Here is a 20,640-nt window from a genome sequence, read left to right as displayed (position 1 = left end):
GCCACGCCTGACACTCAGACCGACGCCGCCAGATGCTCGCGCAGCCACTTGTGCGCCGGGTCGCGGTGGGAACGCTCGCCCCAGAACATCGCCATCTCGTAACCCGGCACTTGCAGCGGTGCGTCGACCACTTGCAGCGCCGGGTGGCCACGCACCAGGCGTGACGGCAGCATCGCCACCAGGTCGGTGCTCGCCAGCACCGACATCACCAACAGAAAGTGCGGCACCGACAGCACCACCTTGCGCGACAGCCCCACATCGGCCAAGGCATTGTCGGTCGTGCCCCAGAAGCCCCCGCCCTCCCGCGACACCATGACGTGTTCCAGTGCGCAGAACTGTTCGCGTGTCGGCGGCGCGTTCAAACCCGGATGGCCGATACGGCCGGCCAGCACGTAGCGCTCGGTGAACAGCGGCCGTTGATGCAACTCCGGCGGCGCGCCTTCGGTGATGTGCAGCGCCAGGTCGAACAGCCCCTGCTCCGCCTGCTTGACCATTTGCCCCGGCAGCAGGTCGACCACCGCCAGCCGCGTACCCGGCGCCTGCGTACGCAAACCGCTCAGGGCTGGCAGGACGATGGTCGATTCGCCGTAGTCCGTTGCCGAGATTTTCCAGGTGAGGGTCGCCAGCGCCGGGTCGAACGGGCTGGCCGGCGCCACCGCCCGCTCCAATGCTTCCAGTGCTTCGCGCAGCGGCTCGCGCAGTTCATCGGCGCGGACGGTCGGACGCATGCCACGGGGGCCGGGCAGCAACAACGGATCGCCAAAGATGTCGCGCAACTTCGCCAGATGCACGCTCACCGAGGGCTGTGACAGGTTCAGCCGCTGTGCGGCACGGGTGACGTTGTGCTCGGCCAGCAACACGTCGAGGGTCAGCAGCAGGTTGATATCCAGGCGTCTCAAATTATTCATGGCTATACCAGACATATCAGACATTCATTTCCAATATACCTGCGCAACCCCGATCCTGCTGCCACTCAGCAACGGAGCTTCACAATGAATGTGCTACTAGTCTACGCCCACCCCGAACCCACTTCCCTCAACGGCTCGCTCAGGGACTTCGCCGTCCAGCGCCTTGAGGCCGCCGGCCATACCGTGCAGGTGTCCGACCTGTACGCAATGAACTGGAAAGCCATCCTCGACGCCGACGACAGCCCCGAACGCGACACCAGCCGGCCGTTCCACACCTCCCTCGACTCGAAAATCGCCTTCGCCCAGGGCACGCAGGCCGCCGACATCGCCCGCGAGCAGGAAAAACTGCGGTGGGCCGACACCCTGATCCTGCAATTTCCGCTGTGGTGGTTTTCGATGCCGGCGATCCTCAAGGGCTGGGTCGAACGGGTGTACGCCTACGGTTTTGCCTACGGCGTCGGCGAGCATTCCGATGCCCGTTGGGGGGATCGTTACGGCGAGGGCACGCTGCAGGGCAAACGGGCGATGTTGATGGTCACGGCCGGCGGCTGGGAGTCGCACTACAGCTCGCGCGGGATCAACGGGCCGATCGACGATCTGCTGTTTCCGATCCACCACGGCACGCTTTACTACCCCGGCTTCGACGTCCTGCCGCCGTTCGTGGTGTATCGCACCAGCCGCATGGATGCGGCGCGGTTTGCGCAAACCTGCGAGGCCCTCGGCGCACGCCTGGATGAGTTGTGGAGCACCCGGCCGATTGCCTTCCGCCAGCAGAATGCCGGGGATTACCGGTTTCCCGACTTGACCTTGAAGGACGAAATCGCACCGGACCGTGAGGGTTTTGCCGCGCATCTGCGCTGAGGTGGCTCCCACAAAAGCCCCCCGTTCCAATGTGGGAGCGGGCTTGCCCGCGAAAGCGGTGTGTCAGGCAGCGCTGTACCCACTGCCACACCGCTCAATTCAAGCAGTCACCACCTTCGCCGTGCGCACGAACAGCGCATGCACCTTGTCCCAGAAATTACCGCCCAGCACGAAGAAACTGCCGATGAACATCAGGTCGCCCAGCGCCTGCATCTGCCAGAGATTGGGCCGTACGCCGGGGAAGAAGTTGTCGAAATACGGTTCCAGGAACGACGAAAGCAGCGGCAGGCAAAACATCACCACGCCGATCTTGTGGCGTATCGGGCTGACTTCGGCCACCGGCGTCGGGATCACCCCGGAGATGTAGCGGCCGATGGTGCGCTTGAGTTCGGCGAACCCGGCCTTGCCCATCACCGCGATCACCAGCAGCAGCAACACCTTGTTGCTGATGAACAGCACCCCGGTCAACGCCGCGACTTTCGAGCCGGGCACATCCAGCGCCGCCGCCAGAGGCACCAGAAGCCATGAACCGAGCATCACGCAGATGATTGCCACGCCGACCTTGAAGCGCCAGTTGGCGCCGGTCGGTTCAACCGAATCTTGAGCAGTATCCATGGGTTCCATACCTTTTCGTCAGGGGCGCAGATCAGTGAACTTCGCCTGAAAAAGCGTAGCAGGTGATTTGCCCTTTCAACCCGCAATCTGGCGTCTATGCTCCAGTGAAATTTCCAATGTGGAACGGACCGAATGCCTGCAACGACGGCCCTGCTCAGACGTCCCGGTCATCTGCTGTTGCTCGGTGCGCTGAGCCTTGGCGGTTGCGTGCGCCTGGGGCCGGACTTCCAGCCACCGGGCGAACCCTGGAGCAAGCAATGGCAGAGCGCTGCGCTGGAACAGGCCAGCGAGCGCGGCGCGCATCCGGACCTGCGCCAGTGGTGGCAGGTGTTTGCCGACCCGGTGCTGGATCGCCTGATCGCCGAAGCCGACGCGCATAACGCCAGCCTGAAAATCGCCGGCCTGCGTGTTCTGGAAGCCCGCGCGCAACTGGGCATCGCCGAGAGCGGGCGCTTCCCGCAACTGCAACAGGTCGACGTCGACAGCCTGTATATCGACCGGCGCCAGTCCGGCGGCAACAACCCGCAGGACGCGCATTTCTGGCAACACAACGCGGCATTCGACGTCGGCTGGGAGCTGGATTTCTGGGGCCGTTTCAGCCGCGCCATCGAATCCTCCGACGCCAGCTACTTCGCCGCCCAGGCCAACTATGAAGATGCGCTGGTGCTGCTGCGCGCGTCGGTCGCGGACACCTACTTTCTGCTGCGCACCACCGAGGCGCGGCTGCGGGTCGCCCGGGAAAACGCCGATCAGCAGAAACGCAACTTTGAAATCACCGAGCAACTGTTCACCAGCGGCCAGACCGCCGAACTCGACCTGCAACAGGCGAAAACCCAGTACCTGACCACATTGGCAAGCATCCCCGCATTCGAAGACCAATTGCTGCGCACCCGCAATGCGCTGGCGGTGCTGGTCGGTCAGCCGCCCGGCGGCGCGGCGCTGCTGGCCGAGCAACCGGGGCTGATCCCGCTGATTGACCGCGCGGTGCTTCAGGACGTACCGGCCAACCTGTTGCTGCGCCGGCCGGACGTGCGAGCGGCGGAGCTGAATGTCGCCGCACAATCGGCGCTGGTCGGCGTCGCCGAAACCGATCTGTACCCGTCGCTGACCCTGCTCGGCAGCATCGTCTGGTCCAGCGATACGCTCGGCGCCACGCCACGCAGCCTCGACCTGATCGGCGGCCCGAGCCTGCGCTGGAACATCTTCGATTACGGGCAGATCCGCAACAACGTGCGGGTGCAGGATGCGCGTTTGCAGCAACTGATCGAAGCCTACCGTGACAAGGTGCGCCAAGCCGCGCGCGAGGCCGACGATGCCGCCAGCGGTTTGAGCAAAGGCCTCGAACAGGAACGCGTGCTGGGTGAAGCGGAAGCGGCGGCGCGGCGTTCTCTGGCGTTGGCCAACACTCAATATCGCGAAGGTTATTCGGACTTTCAGCGGGTGCTCGATGCGCAACGGGCGCTGTTGCAGATTCAGGACAGTTATCTGGTCACCCGCGCCAACGCCGTGAGCAATCTGATCGCCCTCTACAAAGCCCTCGGCGGCGGCTGGCAAAGCAGCGCACCGCAGATCGACAAGCCGACCCGGCAACAGATGCAGCAACGCACCGACTGGGGCCATTTGCTCACCACGCCAGCGCCGCAACCGGCGTACCCCATTCCCTCGCAGGTAAGCCGCCATGACTGACGCCGCGCCTCCCGCTCCCGCCCCAGCGCCGGCCCCCGCGCCTGCTGCAGATCCGGCCAAAAAAGGCATTCGCCTGGTGCTGCTGGTGATCCTGCTGAGTCTGGCCTGGTATCTGCTCGCCGACCGTTTCACGCCGTATACGCAACAGGCGCGGGTCGGCGCGTTCGTGATTCCGGTAGCGTCGGAAGTCGCCGGTCGGGTGATCAAGGTCAATGTGCGCAACAACCAGGATGTGAAGGCGGGCGACATCCTCTTCGAGCTCGATCCGCAGCCGCTGCAAATCGCCGTCGACCGGGCCAGGGCCGATCTGGAAGCGACCCGTCGTTCGGTCGGCGCCAACACCGCCGGCATCGCCTCCGCCGAGGCCTCGTTGCGGGCCGCGCAGGCCAATGAACTGAAGGCACGCCAGGACAATCAGCGGCTCGAAGGGCTGTACAAACAGGATCCGGGTACGGTGTCGGTGCGCCTGCTGGAGGTGTCCCGTGCCAATCGCGAGGCCGCCGTCAGTCAGGTCGCCGCCGCCCGCGCCGAAGTCGTGCGTGCCCAGGAAACCGAAGGCGGTGGCGATGCCGACACCAACGCCAAATTGCGCAGCGCCGCCGCGACACTGGCGAAAGCCGAACTCGATCTGGCCAACACCCGCATCGGCGCGCGCTCGGCGGGGCTGATCACCGACCTGCGCACCGACGCCGGCCAGTTTGCCGCCGTCGGCAGCCCGGTGATGACCCTGATCGCGATCCACGACGTGTGGGTCAGCGCTGACCTGACTGAAAACAATCTGGGTCGGATTCAGGTCGGCACACCGGTGTCGATCATCCTCGACTCGCTGCCCGGTGAAGTGCTGGATGGCCGGGTACGCAGCATCGGTTATGGCGTCAGCGTCGGTCAGTCGACTCAACCCGGCACCCTGCCGACCATTCAGAACAGCCGCGACTGGCTGCGTCCGGCCCAGCGTTTTCCGGTGATTATCGAATTCAGTGACGAGGCGAAAAAGCGCCTGTTCGACAGCCGGGCGATTCGCGCTGGCGGGCAGGCGGAAGTCATGGCGTTTCCCAGCGAGGGCAATTGGCTCAATCCATTGGGGCGAATGTTTGTCTGGCTGATGAGCTGGTTGTCGTATGCCTACTGAGCGCAGCGTCCCGGCGCAACGCGCCTTGCGCCTGGCGTTTGGCACCGCGTTGTGTACCGCTGCGAGCTACGCGCTCGGGTTGCCGCTGGCGTTTCTGTCGCCGGTACTGGCGGTGTTGCTGCTCGCCAGCGTGCCCCGGCCGTTGCCGTTGAAAGCCGCCGTGGCGCTCACGCTGGCTGCCGCGTTCACCACCAGTTTCGGCCTGTTGCTGGTGCCGCTGCTGCGTTATTACCCGGTGTGCGGCGTGCTGTTGATCGGCATCGGTCTGTTTGTGGTTTTCCGTTATGGATTGCGCGGCGGCAACGTGCTGATCATGACCTTCATGGTGATCGGCATGACCCTGATCTCCGCCGCCGGTTTCGCCTTGTTCGACCTGGCCATGGCGGTGATCGGCGCGCTGCTCAAAGGCCTGCTGCTGGCGGTCATCATGGTCGCCGTCAGCCACGCGTTTTTCCCGGAGCCGGCCAACAGCCCCGCCCCGCCACCGCCGCCCGCCATGCCCGCCGAAGACGTGCCGCGCGTGGCGTTGCGCGCGACGCTGATCGTTTTGCCCACCTTCGTATTGGTGCTGATCGATCCGGCCAGTTATCTGCCGATCATCCTCAAGGCCGTCAGCCTCGGCCAGCAAAGCACCACCACCCGCACCTACCACGCGGGCCGAGAATTGCTCGGTTCAACCCTGCTCGGCGGGTTGCTGGCGGTGCTGTTCTGGTGCGCGCTGAGCCTGTTCGTGCATCTGTGGATGTTCGCCCTGTGGATGCTGCTGTTCAGCCTGGCGCTGGCGCGCAAACTCTATCGCCTGCACGCCACGCAGCTCACCCCCGGTTTCTGGCTCAACACCTTGGTGACGATGATTATCCTGCTCGGCCAATCGGTCGAGGACAGCGCGGCGGGCAAGGACGTGTACACCGCGTTCGCCGTGCGCATGGGCTTGTTCATCCTCGTGACGCTCTACAGCGGGCTGATGATGCACCTGCTGGAAAACCATCGCCCCACCGCTCAGGGCGTGACCTGATAACCGCGACCTTGCAGGCAACCGGTGTAGGCGCTGGAACTGGCTGAAGCGTCCGTCCTGCGCTGCTCGCGCCGATCCTGACGCTGCCGCGAGCCACCGACCACCGCTCCGGCGGCGGCGGTTTGTTTGGCCTGGTTTTGCCGGTAGTCCTGTTTGCGGTCATCGTCGACGGCTTCGTAAAACTCGTCGTGTTGACGGCCTCGAACCTGGGCGGCCGTTGCTCCCGCCGCCGCGCCGACTGCCGCGCCTTTCAGCCGTCCGCCGGCCTGGGGTGTCGAGCTGGTGGAACTGGACGCGACCGAGTGGCAGTCGTTGATGTCGATCTGGGTTTGTTGCGGTGATTGGCCCTTGAGCGGGACGACAGACTCGGCGCGGGCCTCGCTGGCGCAGAGCGCGGCGGCGATGAAAAGCGAGATGGACGAGATGCGGTTCATGATTACCTCCGGCGGGCGTGGGGTTGCCTGTGGTGCGGGGTAATCAGGGAGTGTAGTTCAGGTTTCAGAGCGAAAAGCCCCTCAAGGGAATCGAGGTCACTGAAACGCTCAAACCCCTTCCCGCCCCCGCCGAACCTGTACCACCAACGCCGGCGCAAAATGCAGCAGCACCATCCGGCTCAAATGATGAGTCAGAATAAACACCACATTCAGCCCGCCACCAAACGCCACAATGGCAATCGTCTCGATCGCCCCCGGCATGTACGCCAGCCACAGTGTCAGCGAATCGCTGCCCAACCACCGCCCCGCCACGCCGGCGAACGCCGCCGCAACCACCAGCATCAACCCCACCGACATCAACGCCGTCCGCCCATGGCGCGCCAGTTCGCCAAGGCCAATCCCCTGAAACCGCGAGCCAATCCGAGCGCCGAGAATCAACGCCGCCAGATTCAGACTCCAGTCCGGCATATGAAACCCGTGCAGCCAGCCCGCCTTCACAAACACCGCCGTGATGATGATCGCCGTCAGCATGAACGGCGCCGGCACGCCCACCACCAGCAACAATCGCCCCAGCAGCACACTCAGGAAAATCACCGACAACGCCGTCAGCGCCATGCCGGTACTCAACGGGGCGCTATCGACCACGGCATCCGACACCTGACCGGGTATGCACAGACTCACCAGCACGGTGATCAACAGCAGCCGCATCAGATGCACGATGATCACCTTGCTCGACGCCTGATGCGACTCAAGCAAATCAAACACCGCCGCCAACGCCCCCGGATACACCGCCAGCAACGCATCCGTACGATTCCAGCCGGCGCCGCGCGTCAGCCACCAACCGGCCAGGGCGATCTGCGCCATCAGGCACAGCAACAACACGCCGAGGCTGGGCAACATCGTCGCCGCCGTCGCGCTGTCCCATGCCTCGAACATCAACCCGGTGGCGATGCCCAGGGTGACCTGGATATAACCCAGACCATAGGGCGTCGTCGGCGCGAAACCGGTTTGGCTGACGATCAGCGAAGTGGCGAGGATCGAGCCGAGCAGCAGCCCATGGGGCACGCCGCTGGCTTGCAGCGCCGCGCCCAATGCGGCGGCGATCAGTAGACACAGAATGGATTTCATCAATACTCCATCGACGTGAAAGTACGGTTGATGTCGTCTGAACCGAGGATTCAGGATGGATTTTTAGCGGGGGTGATCGTCGACTTCTTCGATTCTCGCGAGACCAGAATTCTTGGTGTGTGCTGCTCTTGAGACTTGACCAATTTCTCGCTCCTGGAAATTTTCAGGCAATCGATCAACGAACTGACGCCAAAGAAACCCGCGACCGGAAGCGTGATGCCCATCCAGAGAGCGAACTTGGGCTCAAGGCTCAGTGGCTGGATCAAAAGCAGGGGTGCCATTGCGATTAACCACCACACGACATACATCGTGCCGTACCAGGTTTTACGCCAGATTCTGGAAAAACTGCTTTTGTACTTCGGCCGAAAATCAATTCTGTGCCGTCGCGCATCCAGCTCGACGTACTGTCGTGAAAGCACGTAAGCCTTCAGGCTTTTGGCGGGGTCAACGAGGGAAATCAGATACGCAACATCTGCCGGGTTGATCGCCGAAGTCCCCGCAATAGCGAAGTAACCACGCTCGACGACCAAAGGGTGCTGGTTTGGGTTTTGCTCCATGTCCTTGAGTACGTCTCTGGCGACCCGATATTCCTCGGTCAGACGACTTTTGCCCATGAACAACAACTCACGGATGACTTTCGTCGCTGCTGCGACGATGCCCATGACCGTCAGTAATTGAACAATTGTTGCGAACTCCATCCGTGGTTCCTCTTCATTCCCTTGATTGCCATCGGCTACGAACGCAACCGCCCGATCGCCCGTCGATACTTCTCGACCCGCTCCAGATCCTCCCAGCCCGGCGAGGCGATCCGCGAGAGGTCGCTGTTCTCTTCCAGATCCGCCAGTTTCACCACCCGCCCGATCGGGTTTTGCGCCGCGCGGTCGACGAAATCCTCGTAGGACTCGCCCGGCACTTTGGTCACCGATTCGATGGCAGATAAAACCTCTTCGCTGAACCCTTCCCGGCGCAGGTCATCAAGGCTGATGCCGCAGTCCTCGACCACATCGTGCAACACCGCGACGATGCGTTCCTCCAGCGTGGTCATGCGCAGCATCACCTTCAGCGGATGCAGAATGTACGGCGCACCGCCCTTGTCGACCTGCCCGGTGTGAGCCGTGGCGGCGATGGCAATGGCGCGTTCAAGGGTCTGAGTCATGAGTGAAACCTCCGGGTTAGACGCCATACCGGCCGCCGACATGGATATTGCGTTTGAGCCAGCCGCCAATCGCCTGCAGACGCCCGACCGGTTGTTTTTGCTCGACGTGGCGCTGGAGAATCAACGCCACCAGCGTCGCCTGATCCGCCCCCGGATGCGCGTCGATCAACTCCGCTACCCAGACGCAATCGGCTTTCTTCAGATGCTCACGCCAGTCGCCGGGCCAGCCGTCCAGTTCATCCAGCGCGAGAAACCGCGCGCCGCCATGCTCCATATGCCCGCCGCCCATCGACTGCTCGAAACAGAACGGCGTGTCGGGCCTCGACGGATCGATATGGAACAGATAGATGTCGTGGAAAGGATGCTGCGAGGTGGGCACGTTGTTGCGGCTGCCGATTTCGATCATGGCAATGTTCCAATCCTTGGGGGCGCTAGATGTGTCTGATTGTTTCGCAGACCAGTCGACCGGTGCAAACGAAAAACCTGATGGAACCTCCCCTCACCCTGCCGCCTCGAAAACAATAAGCGCGCAAATCTTCGATCAGAGCGCGGCCCTGGGAGAGGAAACCCCGATGAACATTCGATTTCTGCTTCTGATCGCCACCTTCAGCGTCATCCCCACCTGCGTCATGGCCGAAGGCTGCGACGTCCTGACCCGCTCCTCCAGCCCCGCCGTGCCGGCCGTGGAGACCCATAGCTGCTACGAATACGAAGGCATGCCGGTCAACTCGATCGACTGGTCGTGCAGCAACGAGAGCAAGGACATGCTCAACAGCACCAAGAAAAAGGTCGAGCATTGCGCCGATCACTATCAGGCGTCGTGCATCGCCACCCTCACCCAGGAATCCCTGGCCAATCCGCATTCAACCAGCAAGGACAAGAACGCCAAGTCGCTGAACATTCCCGATAACGCGCAAGTGACCACGTATTACTACGATGCAGAGCATTTGGCGCAGGCGAAGGTGGATTGTGAGAATGGCGGTGGGCATTGGAAGGCGAAGTAGCGGGTTTGTCGCGGACATGAAAAAGGGACACCGGTTGGTGTCCCTATTTTGTGCCAACGTTGTGGTCTTATCGGATCGCGCGTCCGACCAATCAGATATCAGCGCTTGATGGCTTCACAGCGGGTGCGCAAGTCATGATTACTGATATTCCCGCAACTGCCGTTCCCCGTGGTTGCGTTGCAAAAGGCACGTTCGTCGCTGTTATCGATATTGCCGCAGGAGCCGCCACCCGTTTCCGCGTTGCAACGCGTGCGTAGATCGTGATTGTCGATATTCCCGCAGCTACCGTTACCCTGCTTGGCGTTGCAGTAGGTGCGCTGGTCATGGTCGGCAATGTTGCCGCAGGACCCATTACCCAACTCCGCGTTACAGCGTGTGCGCAAATCGTGATCGTCGATGTTCCCGCAACTGCCATTGCCTGCCATCGCGTTGCAGTAAGTACGCTGGTCGTGGTCATCAATGTTGCCGCAACTGGCAAAGGCATAACCGCTGAACATCAACAACATCGCAAGAATCAGTTTCATCTCACACTTCCCTGGTTTACCGGGAACAGCCCGGCACTGCTTGAGTCGATGAATGAGCGTCGCGACACGCTATCAAATTGACATCGCTTTTGAGAAAAGTTCCGGGACGGAAATGCGCGCCGAATTTAGAGATCTGAAAGCTTCGTAGGAAAACACCCTTTGTCACGAGGGAGCCTGTTCCCGCTGGGCTGCGAAGCAGACCCAAAACCGGTTAGCCCGATTCTTCAAACAGGCCGAAGTGCCCGTTTTTACTGAGGCTGGCTCGTAGGAAGAGATTGAGCCAGAGCGACAGAGTGGCGGATTGGACGTGCTACACCTCGGTTGCGGCTGCTGGAATCGGTGCCTAGAGTGAGGCTGTCGCTGACATCAATCGGCGATAGGGTTTCGCAGCCCTAGCGAGTTAAGTCCACACCCGGCAAAATACGGCCCGGCAATACGCCTGTGCTTCATTTTCATGGCGGTTGTGCGTGGGAGACCTCCGGGTCTGCCGGGTCTTAGCTCCTCGGTCTGCGAACCCGCGCATAACTGCCACCCAACTCATTTCGCAGCGAGCGGGTGGCGAATATTTCCCGAGCTAGGATCCATCCATGAACAACAAGCCACCGCTCTACCGCTACACGCACATGTCCCACCCCGCCACCGACCACCCCGTCCTCTTGGTCGACGCCGACTCCCCACTCCGCGACCTCCACGCCTGCGCAGCCGAACGCCTCAACGCCGTCCTCAAATACCTCGACCTCATGGCCTGCACCAGCCTGCCCGACTACGCCGAACACGACATCAACACCGTTACCAACATCGCCAGGATCCTGGTGCAGGATGTGAGGGATGTTTTTCGGGTGATTGAGCAGCGTGGGTTCGAGATACAGGAGTGACTCAGTTCAGGGATAGCAGTAACTGCTCGTTGCTAACAACCACCTGTGCACGCCATCTGTTAGACATCCCTTTCTTTCAGGAATAAGGGGATGAGAATAGCGATGAAATTGTCGATATAGATTTGATGTTTTTAGAAAACCATTGGCGACCAGCAGTTCGGTGAGGCTTAAGTTGCCGAGTATTATTGATTCGATGCTGTGCTTTCTTATAACCCCTTCAATCTATGTAAGGAAGAAAGGTGACAGATAGAAGACCCTTTAAATCCAATATCTACTGCACCGAAGCAAGGTGGTGGTGTGCAGTCTCGCTCTAGAAATCATGATGGCCAAGTTCGACAAGCGAAGTGATTCAGGCAAGCCAAGAAAGTAATAACCCGTAAGGGTGACAGATCAGACATGTGCAGATCTGTCACCTCTTCACATCATGCCTTGATATCCGTACTTGACCGGCCATCATCCTCTAACAACTCACCGTAACGGCTATACGTCAAAAACCCGACAGCCGAATTACGAAAAACTTTAACTTCCTCTTTAACTCTACGATCAAGTTCGAGCTGAATCGAAGAGTGCAGACCTTTCATTTCCTTGTCTGCATCTTCCACTGTTTTCCTAAGTGCTTCAAAGGCTGTCCCTAACAAAGGGACCTTTTCCAACTCGGCCCAAAGGTAGTTATTCGCAAAGCTCATTAGAAACTTCCAGGCGCCATTCAAAGAAAAATAAGAGCCTTCCTTTCCATTTCGCAAAGTTGCAATTATTTTTGACAAGGCCTCCAATATATTTAAACTATCTATTTCACCACTATCTTTAATTGACTGGAGGAGAGAAATTATTTGATCAAACAACTCAGGCAATCGGCTCTCTTTTCTATAGAATTCAAAAACACCATCAAAATCCAATCCGGAGCTTTCACCAACCACGATACCCCAATCGTGATTCAGGATTGACGAGAGAAGCCTATAGTGGCTTTTAGCAAGATCGCCACTATTCCAACTTCCCTCAATGAAATATTGAGTATAATTTATAAGATCCTTAAGCCAACCCGGAGCCTCTGACGAAGGTAAAATACTTCGTAAATAGATAGCGGAGTCTTTGACACGCTGCGCAGCCGATTTCTTTTCAGTAACATTCTCACCTGCAAGCTCTAGAATCAACTCCTCTGAAACTTTTTTTAAATCAGCATGACGCTCATTCAAAATCCTACTAAAAAACTCAACCGCCTTATCATTAATCATTGCAGCACCACTCAATAACTCCTTGTCGCTTGCAAGTCCGAAACTCCGCAGGCATAAAAATCTAAAAAACACACAACATGGCGCACCACGAATTAAATTTCATAAGGAGTTATATCCCCTCAAAAATTCGCCGGCGTATTCGCACTAATAATTTCCGCCTCATCCGCCCCGATATTGCGGAATTTATGCGGCAGCGTCGTCGGAAAGTAATACCCATCTCCGGCACTCAAAATGCTCACCGAGCCATCCACGGTCAATTCCACGGTGCCACGGGTCACCAGGCCGCACTCCTCGCCTTCCGCATGCACGATCGGCTCTTCGCCAGAGCTGGCGCCCGGTGCGTATTGTTCGCGCAGCAGGCGCATCTGCCGGCTCGGGACCGAGGCGCCGATCAGGAGCAGGCGCAGGCCGTGGCGGCCGAGGTCGGGTTGTTCGTTGGCGCGGAAGACGTATTGGTGTTCGCGCGGCGGCTGGTCGAAGGTGAAGAAGTCGGCCAGGGACATCGGTATGCCTTCGAGCAGCTTTTTCAGGGAGCTGACGGAAGGGCTGACGCGATTCTGTTCGATCAGGGAAATGGTGGCATTGGTCACGCCGCTACGCCGGGCCAGCTCGCGCTGGGAGAGTTTGTAGCTTTCGCGTACTAATTTGAGTCGAGAACCCGTATCCATGACAGCCTTATGTGAGTGTACTTAAGGGTAATGGGGGTGGAAGGCGGGATGGACGCAGGCCGCGTGTCATGCCGTTTTCCCTGTCCCTGAACCGTGAAAGGCGGCTATTAAATCACGTTTGGTGGTGTTGCTCAGCAGGTTCGATGGACGGTTGGGTAAAAGTCTTTCGGGCCTTGGCAATACAGCAACTGTGGGAGCGGGCTTGCTCGCGAAAGAGGAGTGTCAGGCGACAGGGATGTTGGCTGAAATGCCCTCTTCGCGGGCAAGCCCGGCTCCCACCGTTTTTTGTGCAGATGATCTATCACAGAAAAACCGGCGGGGCCTTGGGGACCGCCGCCGGGGAGGTAACTCAGATGCCGAAGCGGTCGCGCAGCGAGTAGTACACGGCGCCGAGGGCGGTGAGTGGCGCCGAGAAGGTGCGGCCGCCGATCATTGGCATGTGCGGCAACGAGGCGAACGCATCAAAGCGTTCGGCGTCGCCACGGATCATTTCCGAGATCAGTTTGCCGGCCAGGTGCGAGCAGGTGACGCCGTGGCCGCTGTAGCCTTGCATGTAGTAGGCGTTTTTCTCGATGCGGCCGAATTGCGGCATGCGTGACATGGTCAGCAGGAAGTTGCCGGTCCAGCGATAGTCGATTTTCACGTCCTTGAGCTGCGGGAAGGTCTTGAGGATTTTCGGGCGGATCAGTTGTTCGATGTCGTCCGGCTCACGGGCGCCGTAAACCACGCCGCCACCGTACAGCAGACGGTTGTCGGCGGTGAGACGGTAGTAATCCAGCAGGTAGTTGCAGTCTTCGACGCAGTAGTTGTTGGTGATCAGGCTACGCGCCTGCTTCTCGGTCAGCGGTTCGGTGACGACGATCTGCGAGCCGCACGGCATGCTCTTGGCGGTCACGCGGTTGTCCAGGCCTTGCGGCAGATAGGCGTTGCCGGCGATCAGCAGGTACTTGGCGCGCACCAGGCCCTTGGCGGTGCGCACGACGTTCGGCTCGCCGTAGGTGATTTCCACGGCGGCGGATTGCTCGTAGATCTTGCCGCCGAGGCTGACGATGGCAGCGGCTTCGCCGAGAGCCAGGTTCAGTGGGTGGACGTGGCCGCCCTGCATGTCGAGCAGGCCACCGACGTAGGCGTCGGAGCCGACTTCGCGCTGGATGTCCGCCGCATCGAGCATCTTCAGGTTGCGGTTGCCGTAACGTTCCCAGTTGCGCTTCTGCTCGGCCAGGCCGTTGAGTTGTTTCTTGTTCATCGCCGCGAAGATGCCGCCCGGGCGGTAGTCGCATTTGATGTCGTATTGCTTGATGCGCGAACGGATGATGTCGGCGCCTTCGAAGATCATGCTGCCGAGGATTTCTGCGGTCTTGTCGCCGTAGCGCTCTTCGATCACGTCGACGTCGCGGCTGTAGGAGTTGACCAGTTGCCCGCCATTGCGGCCGCTGGCGCCGTAGCCGACTTTCGCCGCTTCCAGCACCGTCACTTTGTAGCCGGCCTCGGTCAGGAACAGCGCCGAGGACAGACCGGTGTAGCCGGCGCCGATGATGCACACATCGCAGTCCACCGCTTCTTCGAGAATCGGGAAGTCGATGACTTCGTTGCGGGTGGCGGCGTAGTAGCTGTTTACGTGTTGCTGTTTCATAGAATTCTCCGAGGGCCGCCATAAACCGGCGGCCGCCGTTCAATAAAGAGTCAGAGCTTGATCCAGGTCGCTTTCAGCTCGGTGTACTTGTCGAAGGCGTGCAGCGATTTGTCGCGACCGTTGCCCGACTGCTTGAAACCACCGAACGGCGCGGTCATGTCGCCGCCGTCGTACTGGTTGACCCACACGCTGCCGGCGCGCAAGCCACGGGCGAAGGTGTGGGCCTTGCTCAGGTTGCTGGTCCAGACCCCGGCGGCGAGGCCGAAGATGCTGTCGTTGGCGATCTGCAGCGCTTCTTCGGCAGTGTCGAAGGTGATCAGCGACAGCACCGGGCCGAAGATTTCTTCCTGGGCGATGGTCATGGCATTGGTCACGCCGTCGAAGATCGCCGGTTGCACGTACAGGCCACCGGTTTCTTCGAGGGTGCGTTTGCCACCGGCGATCAGTTCGGCGCCCTGCTCGCGGCCGATGCTGATGTAACGCAGGACGTTGTCGAGTTGACGCTGATCGACCACGGCACCGACGGTGGTCGCAGGGTCCAGGGCGTGGCCCGGTTTCCACGCTTGCAGCGCTTCCACCAGCAGCGGAATGAACTGGTCGCGGATCGAACGCTCCACCAGCAGGCGCGAGCCGGCGGTGCAGACTTCGCCCTGGTTGAAGGCAATGGCGCCGGCCGCCGCTTGTGCTGCCGCGCGCAGATCCGGCGCGTCGGCGAACACCACGTTCGGGCTCTTGCCCCCTGCTTCGAGCCAGACACGTTTCATATTGCTTTGGCCGGCATAAATCATCAGTTGCTTGGCAATCGCCGTGGAGCCGGTGAAGGCCAGCACGTCGACGTCCATGTGCAGCGCCAGCGCCTTGCCGACGGTGTGACCGAAACCCGGCAGGACGTTGAACACGCCTTTTGGAATACCGGCATCCAGCGCGAGTTGCGCGATGCGGATGGCGGTCAGCGGCGACTTCTCCGAAGGTTTGAGAATGAACGAGTTGCCCGCGGCCAGGGCCGGGGCGAATTTCCAGCTGGCCATGATCAGCGGGAAGTTCCACGGCACGATGGCCGCGACCACGCCGGAGGGCTCGCGGGTCACCAGGCCGAGTTGATCGTGGGGCGTGGCGGCGACTTCATCGTAAATCTTGTCGATGGCTTCGGCGCTCCAGCGGATCGCGTTGGCGGTCGCCGGGATGTCGATGCTCATGGAGTCGCTGATCGGTTTACCCATGTCGAGGGTTTCCAGCAGCGCCAGTTCTTCCTGGTGTTGCAGGATCAGATCGGCGAAGCGAATCAGGATGCGCTTGCGCTCGGCCGGGGCCTTGTTGGCCCAGACACCGGAATTGAAGGATTGGCGCGCGACTTCGACGGCGAGGTTGGCGTCGGCCTCATCGGTGCTGGCGACGGAGGCCAGGAAGCGGCCATCGACGGGGCTCAGGCACTCGAAGGTTTCGCCGCTGATGGCCGGGCGGTATTCGCCATTGATGAACGCGCGGCTTTCGAGGGTCAGGGACTGGAAGCGTTGTTCCCAGTCGTTGCGGGTGGTTGTCATTGTTTTAGCTCGACGAGGGGGAATTGGGGGTGCGTGTTTGACTTGGGATGGCTGCCCTCACCCTGGCCCTCCCGAAACGTCGGACCGCCCGGAGGGAGAGGGGACCGACCGAGTTGTCTCTGGAGCTGCAACGACCTGAATGACCGAGTCGATTATGGATTCGGCAAAGCAGGTTCAGGTCGCAGGATTTCCTGAGCATCCCCCGGTCAGTCCCCTCTCCCTCCGGGCGGTCCGACGTTTCGGGAGGGTTAGGGGTGAGGGGGTCTTGGCTTTTGAGGGCCTCAATCACACCGTATGCAGATACCAGTTGTACTCAAGGTCAGAGATCGAGTTCTCGAACTCGGCCAGCTCGCTTTCCTTGCACGCAACGAACACGTCGATGTACATCGGGTCGATGTAGCGGGCCATGACTTCGCTGTCGTCCAGCTCACGCAGGGCGTCGCGCAGGTTGTTCGGCAGGCTTTGTTCGTTCTGCTCGTAGCTGTTGCCTTCGACCGGGGCGCCCGGCTCGATTTCGTTGGTCAGACCGTGGTGGATACCGGCCAGCACCGAGGCCATCAGCAGGTACGGGTTGGCATCGGCGCCGGCAACGCGGTGTTCGATGCGCACAGCGTCCGGTGAACCGGTCGGTACGCGCACGGCCACGGTGCGGTTGTCGATGCCCCAGCTCGGCGAGTTCGGTACGTAGAACTGCGCGCCGAAGCGGCGATACGAGTTGACGTTCGGGCAGAGAAAAGCCATTTGCGCAGGCAGGGTCTCCAGCACACCGCCGATCGCGTGGCGCAGCGCGGCGTTCTGCTCGGGATCCTCGCTGGCGAAGATGTTGTTGCCTTCTTTATCCAGAATCGAAATGTGTACATGCAGACCGTTGCCCGCCTGGCCCGGATACGGCTTGGCCATGAAGGTGGTGTCCATCTCGTGGTCGTAGGCGATGTTCTTCACCAGACGCTTGAGCAGCACCGCGTAATCGCAAGCCTTCACCGGGTCGGAGACGTGGTGCAGGTTGACTTCGAACTGCGCCGGGGCGCTTTCCTTGACGATGGCGTCGGCAGGGATGCCCTGCTCTTTCGCGCCTTCGAGGATGTCTTGCAGGCAGTCGACGTATTCGTCGAGATCGTCGATCAGGTAGACCTGAGTCGACACCGGGCGCTTGCCCGACACTGGCGAGCGTGGCGACTGCGGACGGCCGTTCACGTTGTCCTGGTCGATCAGGTAGAACTCCAGTTCGAACGCGGCGCAGATGGTCAGGCCCAGTTCGTCGAACTTGCGCACCACATTGGCCAGCACTTCACGCGGGTCGGCGAAGAACGCCTCGCCTTCCAGTTCATGCATGGTCATCAGCAGTTGGGCGGTCGGGCGCTTCTGCCACGGCTCGATGCTCAGGGTGCCGGGGATCGGGTAGCAGATGCGGTCGGCGTCGCCGATGTCCAGGCCCAGGCCGGTGCTTTCCACCGTGGAGCCGTTGATGTCGAGGGCAAAGAGCGAGGCCGGCAGGTTGATGCCTTTCTCGTAAACCTTATGAAGACTGGTGCGCTCGATGCGCTTGCCGCGCACCACACCGTTCATGTCTGCAATCAGAAGGTCGACGTACAAAACCTCAGGATGTTTCTTAAGGAATGCGTTTGCTTCGTTGAGTTGAACGGCACGCAGAGGGACCGACATGATGCACCTATTTAGCTGTTAATTATTATGTTCACTGCTGTTTCGCCGAGCCAGTCAACCCGAACGGCAAAGTGAAGTCAATAGCGAACACCTGGCCGTTCAGCGTTTATTTTTCGGGCTTTTTTTAACACTTGCGTGCCAAAGCAGGCGCCAGATAGCCGCGCTTGATGAAGATTGGATGAACGGCGTTTAGAATTTTTTACATGGCAGTTGTTAATTAAAATAAACGCGGCTAAGCTCCGGAAAAGCTCGTTCAAGTGTCAAACTTCGAGGTGAATAAAAATGGCATTCAAGCCATTGATCGGCGTTACTGCGTGCGTCAAACAGATTGGCCTGCACCCCTATCACATCAGCGGCGACAAGTACGTGCGCGCTGTCAGCGTTGCGGCGCTGGGGTTGCCGGTGGTCATTCCTTCCCTTGGCAAACTGACTGAAATCGACGACCTGCTCGGTCAGCTCGACGGTCTGCTGCTGACCGGCTCGCCTTCCAACGTGGAACCTTTCCACTATCAAGGCCCGGCCAGCGCTCCCGGCACGGATCACGATCCGGCGCGGGATGCCACCACCCTTCCCCTATTGCGTGCAGCCATCGCGGCGGGCGTTCCGGTACTCGGCATCTGCCGGGGCTTCCAGGAAATGAACGTGGCGTTCGGCGGCAGCCTGCACCAGAAGGTGCATGAGCTGCCGGGCATGCTCGACCATCGCGAAGCCGACAGCCCGGACGTCGCCGTGCAATACGCACCGGCCCACGCCGTCCGTGTATTGGCCGGCGGCGTGTTCGAAGCGCTGGAGTTGCCGGGCGAGTTCCAGGTCAACTCGATCCACAGCCAGGGCATCGACCGCCTCGCCCCCGGCCTGCGTGCCGAAGCCGTGGCGCCGGATGGCCTTATCGAGGCGATCTCGGTCGAGCACAGCCCGACCTTCGCCCTCGGCGTGCAATGGCACCCGGAATGGCAAGTGCTGGACAACCCGAACTACCTGCGGATCTTCCAGGCGTTCGGCGAGGCTTGCCGGCAACGGGCGGCGCGACGCGACAAGCGCTGACAACGGCGAAAACCAGACAACGATTGACTGCCCCCACGGGTCGGCGGGTGCGCGTTTGCGCATCCGTCATCCGTGAAAACAACAAACCGCAATAACAACAAGTACGACCAGGCAGCCAGGACGGCGGCGCCGCTCAGGCCCAGTGGTACGGGAAAGGTCAGTCAGGTAGCGCGATTCATGTGGGAGCGGGCTTGCCCGCGAAAGCGGTGTGTCAGGCGACAGCAGTGCCGGATGTTCCGGCCGCTTCGCGGGCAAGCCCGCTCCCACAGGTTCCTCGACACACCTGACTGAAGCGCCCGACTCAGGCTTGCAATCCACTTAAGCCCGGCCACGTTGGCCCGGCGACTGAAACCTGTTGGGAGTTTCACATGGCAAACGCCTCCAGCACTTACAGGAAGGCTCTTGAAGGTCATCAGCAACCGAAAAAGGTTCTGGTGAAAGTCGATCGCGTCACCAAGAAATTCGACGAAACCACGGCGGTGGACGATGTGTCCCTGGAGATCCATCAGGGCGAAATCTTCGCCCTGCTCGGCGGCTCCGGTTCGGGCAAATCGACCCTGCTGCGCATGCTCGCCGGTTTCGAGCGCCCGACTGACGGGCGGATTCTGCTCGACGGCGTGGACATCACCGACATGCCGCCGTACGAGCGGCCGATCAACATGATGTTCCAGTCCTACGCGCTGTTCCCGCACATGACCGTGGCCCAGAACATCGCCTTCGGCCTCAAGCAGGACCGTTTGCCGGCCAGCGAAATCGACGCCCGCGTCGAAGAGATGCTGCGTCTGGTTCACATGACCCAATACGCCAAGCGCAAGCCGCATCAACTGTCCGGCGGTCAGCGCCAGCGTGTCGCCCTCGCCCGCTCCCTGGCCAAGCGCCCGAAGCTGCTGCTGCTCGACGAGCCGATGGGCGCACTGGACAAAAAGCTGCGTTCGCAAATGCAGCTGGAGCTGGTTGAGATCATCGAGCGCGTCGGCGTGACCTGCGTGATGGTGACCCACGACCAGGAAGAGGCCATGACCATGGCCGAGCGCATCGCAATCATGCACCTGGGCTGGATCGCCCAGATCGGTAGCCCCGTGGACATTTATGAAGCGCCGGTCAGCCGCATGGTCTGCGAATTCATCGGTAACGTGAACGCCTTCGACGGCACCGTGGTGGAAGACCTGGAAGGTCACGCGATCATCCATAGCCCGGACTTGCAGCAGAAGATCTACGTCGGCCACGGTGTCAGCACCTCGGTGCAGGACAAGTCGATCACCTACGCGATCCGCCCGGAAAAAATGCTGGTCAGCACGCTCAAGCCAGAGGCCCGCTACAACTGGTCCGAAGGCAAGGTGCATGACATCGCCTACCTCGGCGGCCACTCGGTGTTCTACGTCGAGTTGCCCGGCGGCAAGGTCGTCCAGTCGTTCATGGCCAACGCCGAACGCCGGGGCGCGCGGCCGACCTGGGACGACAAGGTCTACGTCTGGTGGGAAGACGACAGCGGCGTGGTACTGCGCTCATGAGAACCTTCAATCAG

General features: G+C 60.7%; 21 protein-coding genes. 8 read left to right on the top strand and 13 right to left on the bottom strand.

Annotation, left to right across the window (positions count from 1 at the left end):
• Positions 1–14: 14 nt before the first annotated feature.
• Positions 15–908, bottom strand: a complete 894-nt coding sequence (locus KVQ74_RS22420) for a LysR family transcriptional regulator (RefSeq protein ID WP_217833558.1) — start codon at positions 906–908, stop codon at positions 15–17.
• An 84-nt stretch (positions 909–992) separates the two neighbouring features.
• Here KVQ74_RS22420 and KVQ74_RS22415 point away from each other — a divergent pair, with 84 nt between their 5' ends.
• Positions 993–1,769, top strand: coding sequence for an NAD(P)H-dependent oxidoreductase (locus KVQ74_RS22415; RefSeq protein WP_217833557.1), 777 nt, complete (start codon positions 993–995; stop codon positions 1,767–1,769).
• Between the two features lie 99 nt (positions 1,770–1,868).
• Here KVQ74_RS22415 and KVQ74_RS22410 read toward each other — a convergent pair whose 3' ends face one another.
• The gene (locus tag KVQ74_RS22410; protein WP_217833556.1) at positions 1,869–2,384 is read right to left on the bottom strand and encodes a transporter suffix domain-containing protein; all 516 of its coding nucleotides are present in this window, start codon (positions 2,382–2,384) and stop codon (positions 1,869–1,871) included.
• Positions 2,385–2,516: 132 nt separating this feature from the next.
• Between KVQ74_RS22410 and KVQ74_RS22405 the strand changes: the two genes are divergently transcribed.
• From KVQ74_RS22405 to KVQ74_RS22395, 3 genes are read left to right on the top strand one after another with little or no spacing between them, the layout of a single operon-like run.
• Positions 2,517–4,070, top strand: coding sequence for an efflux transporter outer membrane subunit (locus KVQ74_RS22405; protein WP_217833555.1), 1,554 nt, complete (start codon positions 2,517–2,519; stop codon positions 4,068–4,070).
• The gene (locus KVQ74_RS22400; protein ID WP_217833554.1) at positions 4,063–5,199 is read left to right on the top strand and encodes an HlyD family secretion protein; all 1,137 of its coding nucleotides are present in this window, start codon (positions 4,063–4,065) and stop codon (positions 5,197–5,199) included. Before KVQ74_RS22405 ends, KVQ74_RS22400 begins: the two co-directional genes overlap by 8 nt.
• Positions 5,189–6,214 carry a DUF2955 domain-containing protein gene (locus KVQ74_RS22395; protein ID WP_217833553.1) on the top strand — a complete coding sequence of 342 codons (1,026 nt, stop codon included), beginning with the start codon at positions 5,189–5,191 and terminating at the stop codon, positions 6,212–6,214. Before KVQ74_RS22400 ends, KVQ74_RS22395 begins: the two co-directional genes overlap by 11 nt.
• Here the strand turns inward: KVQ74_RS22395 and KVQ74_RS22390 are convergent.
• The 5 genes from KVQ74_RS22390 to KVQ74_RS22370 all read right to left on the bottom strand — a co-directional run bounded on the left by KVQ74_RS22390 (position 6,199) and on the right by KVQ74_RS22370 (position 9,338).
• A complete protein-coding gene (locus KVQ74_RS22390; RefSeq protein WP_217833552.1) occupies positions 6,199–6,648 on the bottom strand; it encodes a YMGG-like glycine zipper-containing protein in 450 nt (149 codons plus the stop codon). The two genes, KVQ74_RS22395 and KVQ74_RS22390, sit on opposite strands and share 16 nt — an antisense overlap.
• A 108-nt stretch (positions 6,649–6,756) precedes the next feature.
• Positions 6,757–7,776, bottom strand: a complete 1,020-nt coding sequence (locus KVQ74_RS22385; protein ID WP_217833551.1) for an AbrB family transcriptional regulator — start codon at positions 7,774–7,776, stop codon at positions 6,757–6,759.
• Positions 7,777–7,826: 50 nt separating this feature from the next.
• On the bottom strand, positions 7,827–8,474 hold the full coding sequence (locus KVQ74_RS22380) for a hypothetical protein (protein WP_217833550.1): 648 nt from the start codon (positions 8,472–8,474) through the stop codon (positions 7,827–7,829).
• 35 nt (positions 8,475–8,509) lie between these two features.
• Positions 8,510–8,932, bottom strand: a complete 423-nt coding sequence (locus KVQ74_RS22375; protein ID WP_217833549.1) for an HD domain-containing protein — start codon at positions 8,930–8,932, stop codon at positions 8,510–8,512.
• 16 nt (positions 8,933–8,948) lie between these two features.
• Positions 8,949–9,338, bottom strand: a complete 390-nt coding sequence (locus KVQ74_RS22370) for a hypothetical protein (protein WP_217833548.1) — start codon at positions 9,336–9,338, stop codon at positions 8,949–8,951.
• Positions 9,339–9,504: 166 nt separating this feature from the next.
• Here KVQ74_RS22370 and KVQ74_RS22365 point away from each other — a divergent pair, with 166 nt between their 5' ends.
• Positions 9,505–9,936: a hypothetical protein gene (locus tag KVQ74_RS22365; RefSeq protein WP_217833547.1), complete on the top strand. Its 432-nt coding sequence runs from the start codon at positions 9,505–9,507 to the stop codon at positions 9,934–9,936.
• Between the two features lie 98 nt (positions 9,937–10,034).
• Here KVQ74_RS22365 and KVQ74_RS22360 read toward each other — a convergent pair whose 3' ends face one another.
• Positions 10,035–10,460: a hypothetical protein gene (locus KVQ74_RS22360; RefSeq protein WP_217833546.1), complete on the bottom strand. Its 426-nt coding sequence runs from the start codon at positions 10,458–10,460 to the stop codon at positions 10,035–10,037.
• A 587-nt stretch (positions 10,461–11,047) separates the two neighbouring features.
• Here KVQ74_RS22360 and KVQ74_RS22355 point away from each other — a divergent pair.
• A complete protein-coding gene (locus KVQ74_RS22355) occupies positions 11,048–11,335 on the top strand; it encodes a fructose-bisphosphate aldolase (RefSeq protein ID WP_217833545.1) in 288 nt (95 codons plus the stop codon).
• Between the two features lie 422 nt (positions 11,336–11,757).
• Here KVQ74_RS22355 and KVQ74_RS22350 read toward each other — a convergent pair whose 3' ends face one another.
• From KVQ74_RS22350 to KVQ74_RS22330, 5 genes are all read right to left on the bottom strand, one after another.
• Entirely contained in the window at positions 11,758–12,582 is an 825-nt protein-coding gene (locus tag KVQ74_RS22350; protein WP_217833544.1) for a hypothetical protein, read from the bottom strand.
• A 104-nt stretch (positions 12,583–12,686) separates the two neighbouring features.
• On the bottom strand, positions 12,687–13,235 hold the full coding sequence (locus tag KVQ74_RS22345; RefSeq protein WP_217833543.1) for a cupin domain-containing protein: 549 nt from the start codon (positions 13,233–13,235) through the stop codon (positions 12,687–12,689).
• 349 nt (positions 13,236–13,584) lie between these two features.
• A complete protein-coding gene (locus KVQ74_RS22340; RefSeq protein WP_217833542.1) occupies positions 13,585–14,868 on the bottom strand; it encodes an NAD(P)/FAD-dependent oxidoreductase in 1,284 nt (427 codons plus the stop codon).
• Between the two features lie 50 nt (positions 14,869–14,918).
• A complete protein-coding gene (locus KVQ74_RS22335; protein WP_217833541.1) occupies positions 14,919–16,409 on the bottom strand; it encodes an aldehyde dehydrogenase in 1,491 nt (496 codons plus the stop codon).
• Positions 16,410–16,694: 285 nt separating this feature from the next.
• Positions 16,695–18,071 carry a glutamine synthetase family protein gene (locus tag KVQ74_RS22330; protein WP_217833540.1) on the bottom strand — a complete coding sequence of 459 codons (1,377 nt, stop codon included), beginning with the start codon at positions 18,069–18,071 and terminating at the stop codon, positions 16,695–16,697.
• A gap of 282 nt (positions 18,072–18,353) precedes the next feature.
• Here KVQ74_RS22330 and KVQ74_RS22325 point away from each other — a divergent pair, with 282 nt between their 5' ends.
• Positions 18,354–19,115 carry a gamma-glutamyl-gamma-aminobutyrate hydrolase family protein gene (locus KVQ74_RS22325; protein ID WP_217833539.1) on the top strand — a complete coding sequence of 254 codons (762 nt, stop codon included), beginning with the start codon at positions 18,354–18,356 and terminating at the stop codon, positions 19,113–19,115.
• Positions 19,116–19,483: 368 nt separating this feature from the next.
• On the top strand, positions 19,484–20,626 hold the full coding sequence (locus tag KVQ74_RS22320) for an ABC transporter ATP-binding protein (protein ID WP_217833538.1): 1,143 nt from the start codon (positions 19,484–19,486) through the stop codon (positions 20,624–20,626).
• The last annotated feature ends 14 nt before the right edge of the window (positions 20,627–20,640 follow it).

This window comes from Pseudomonas botevensis, from assembly GCF_019145475.1.
GTDB classification, from domain to species: Bacteria; Pseudomonadota; Gammaproteobacteria; order Pseudomonadales; family Pseudomonadaceae; genus Aquipseudomonas; species Aquipseudomonas botevensis.
Note: the sequence above shows the minus strand (reverse complement) of the source record. Positions and strands in the feature narration are given on the sequence as shown.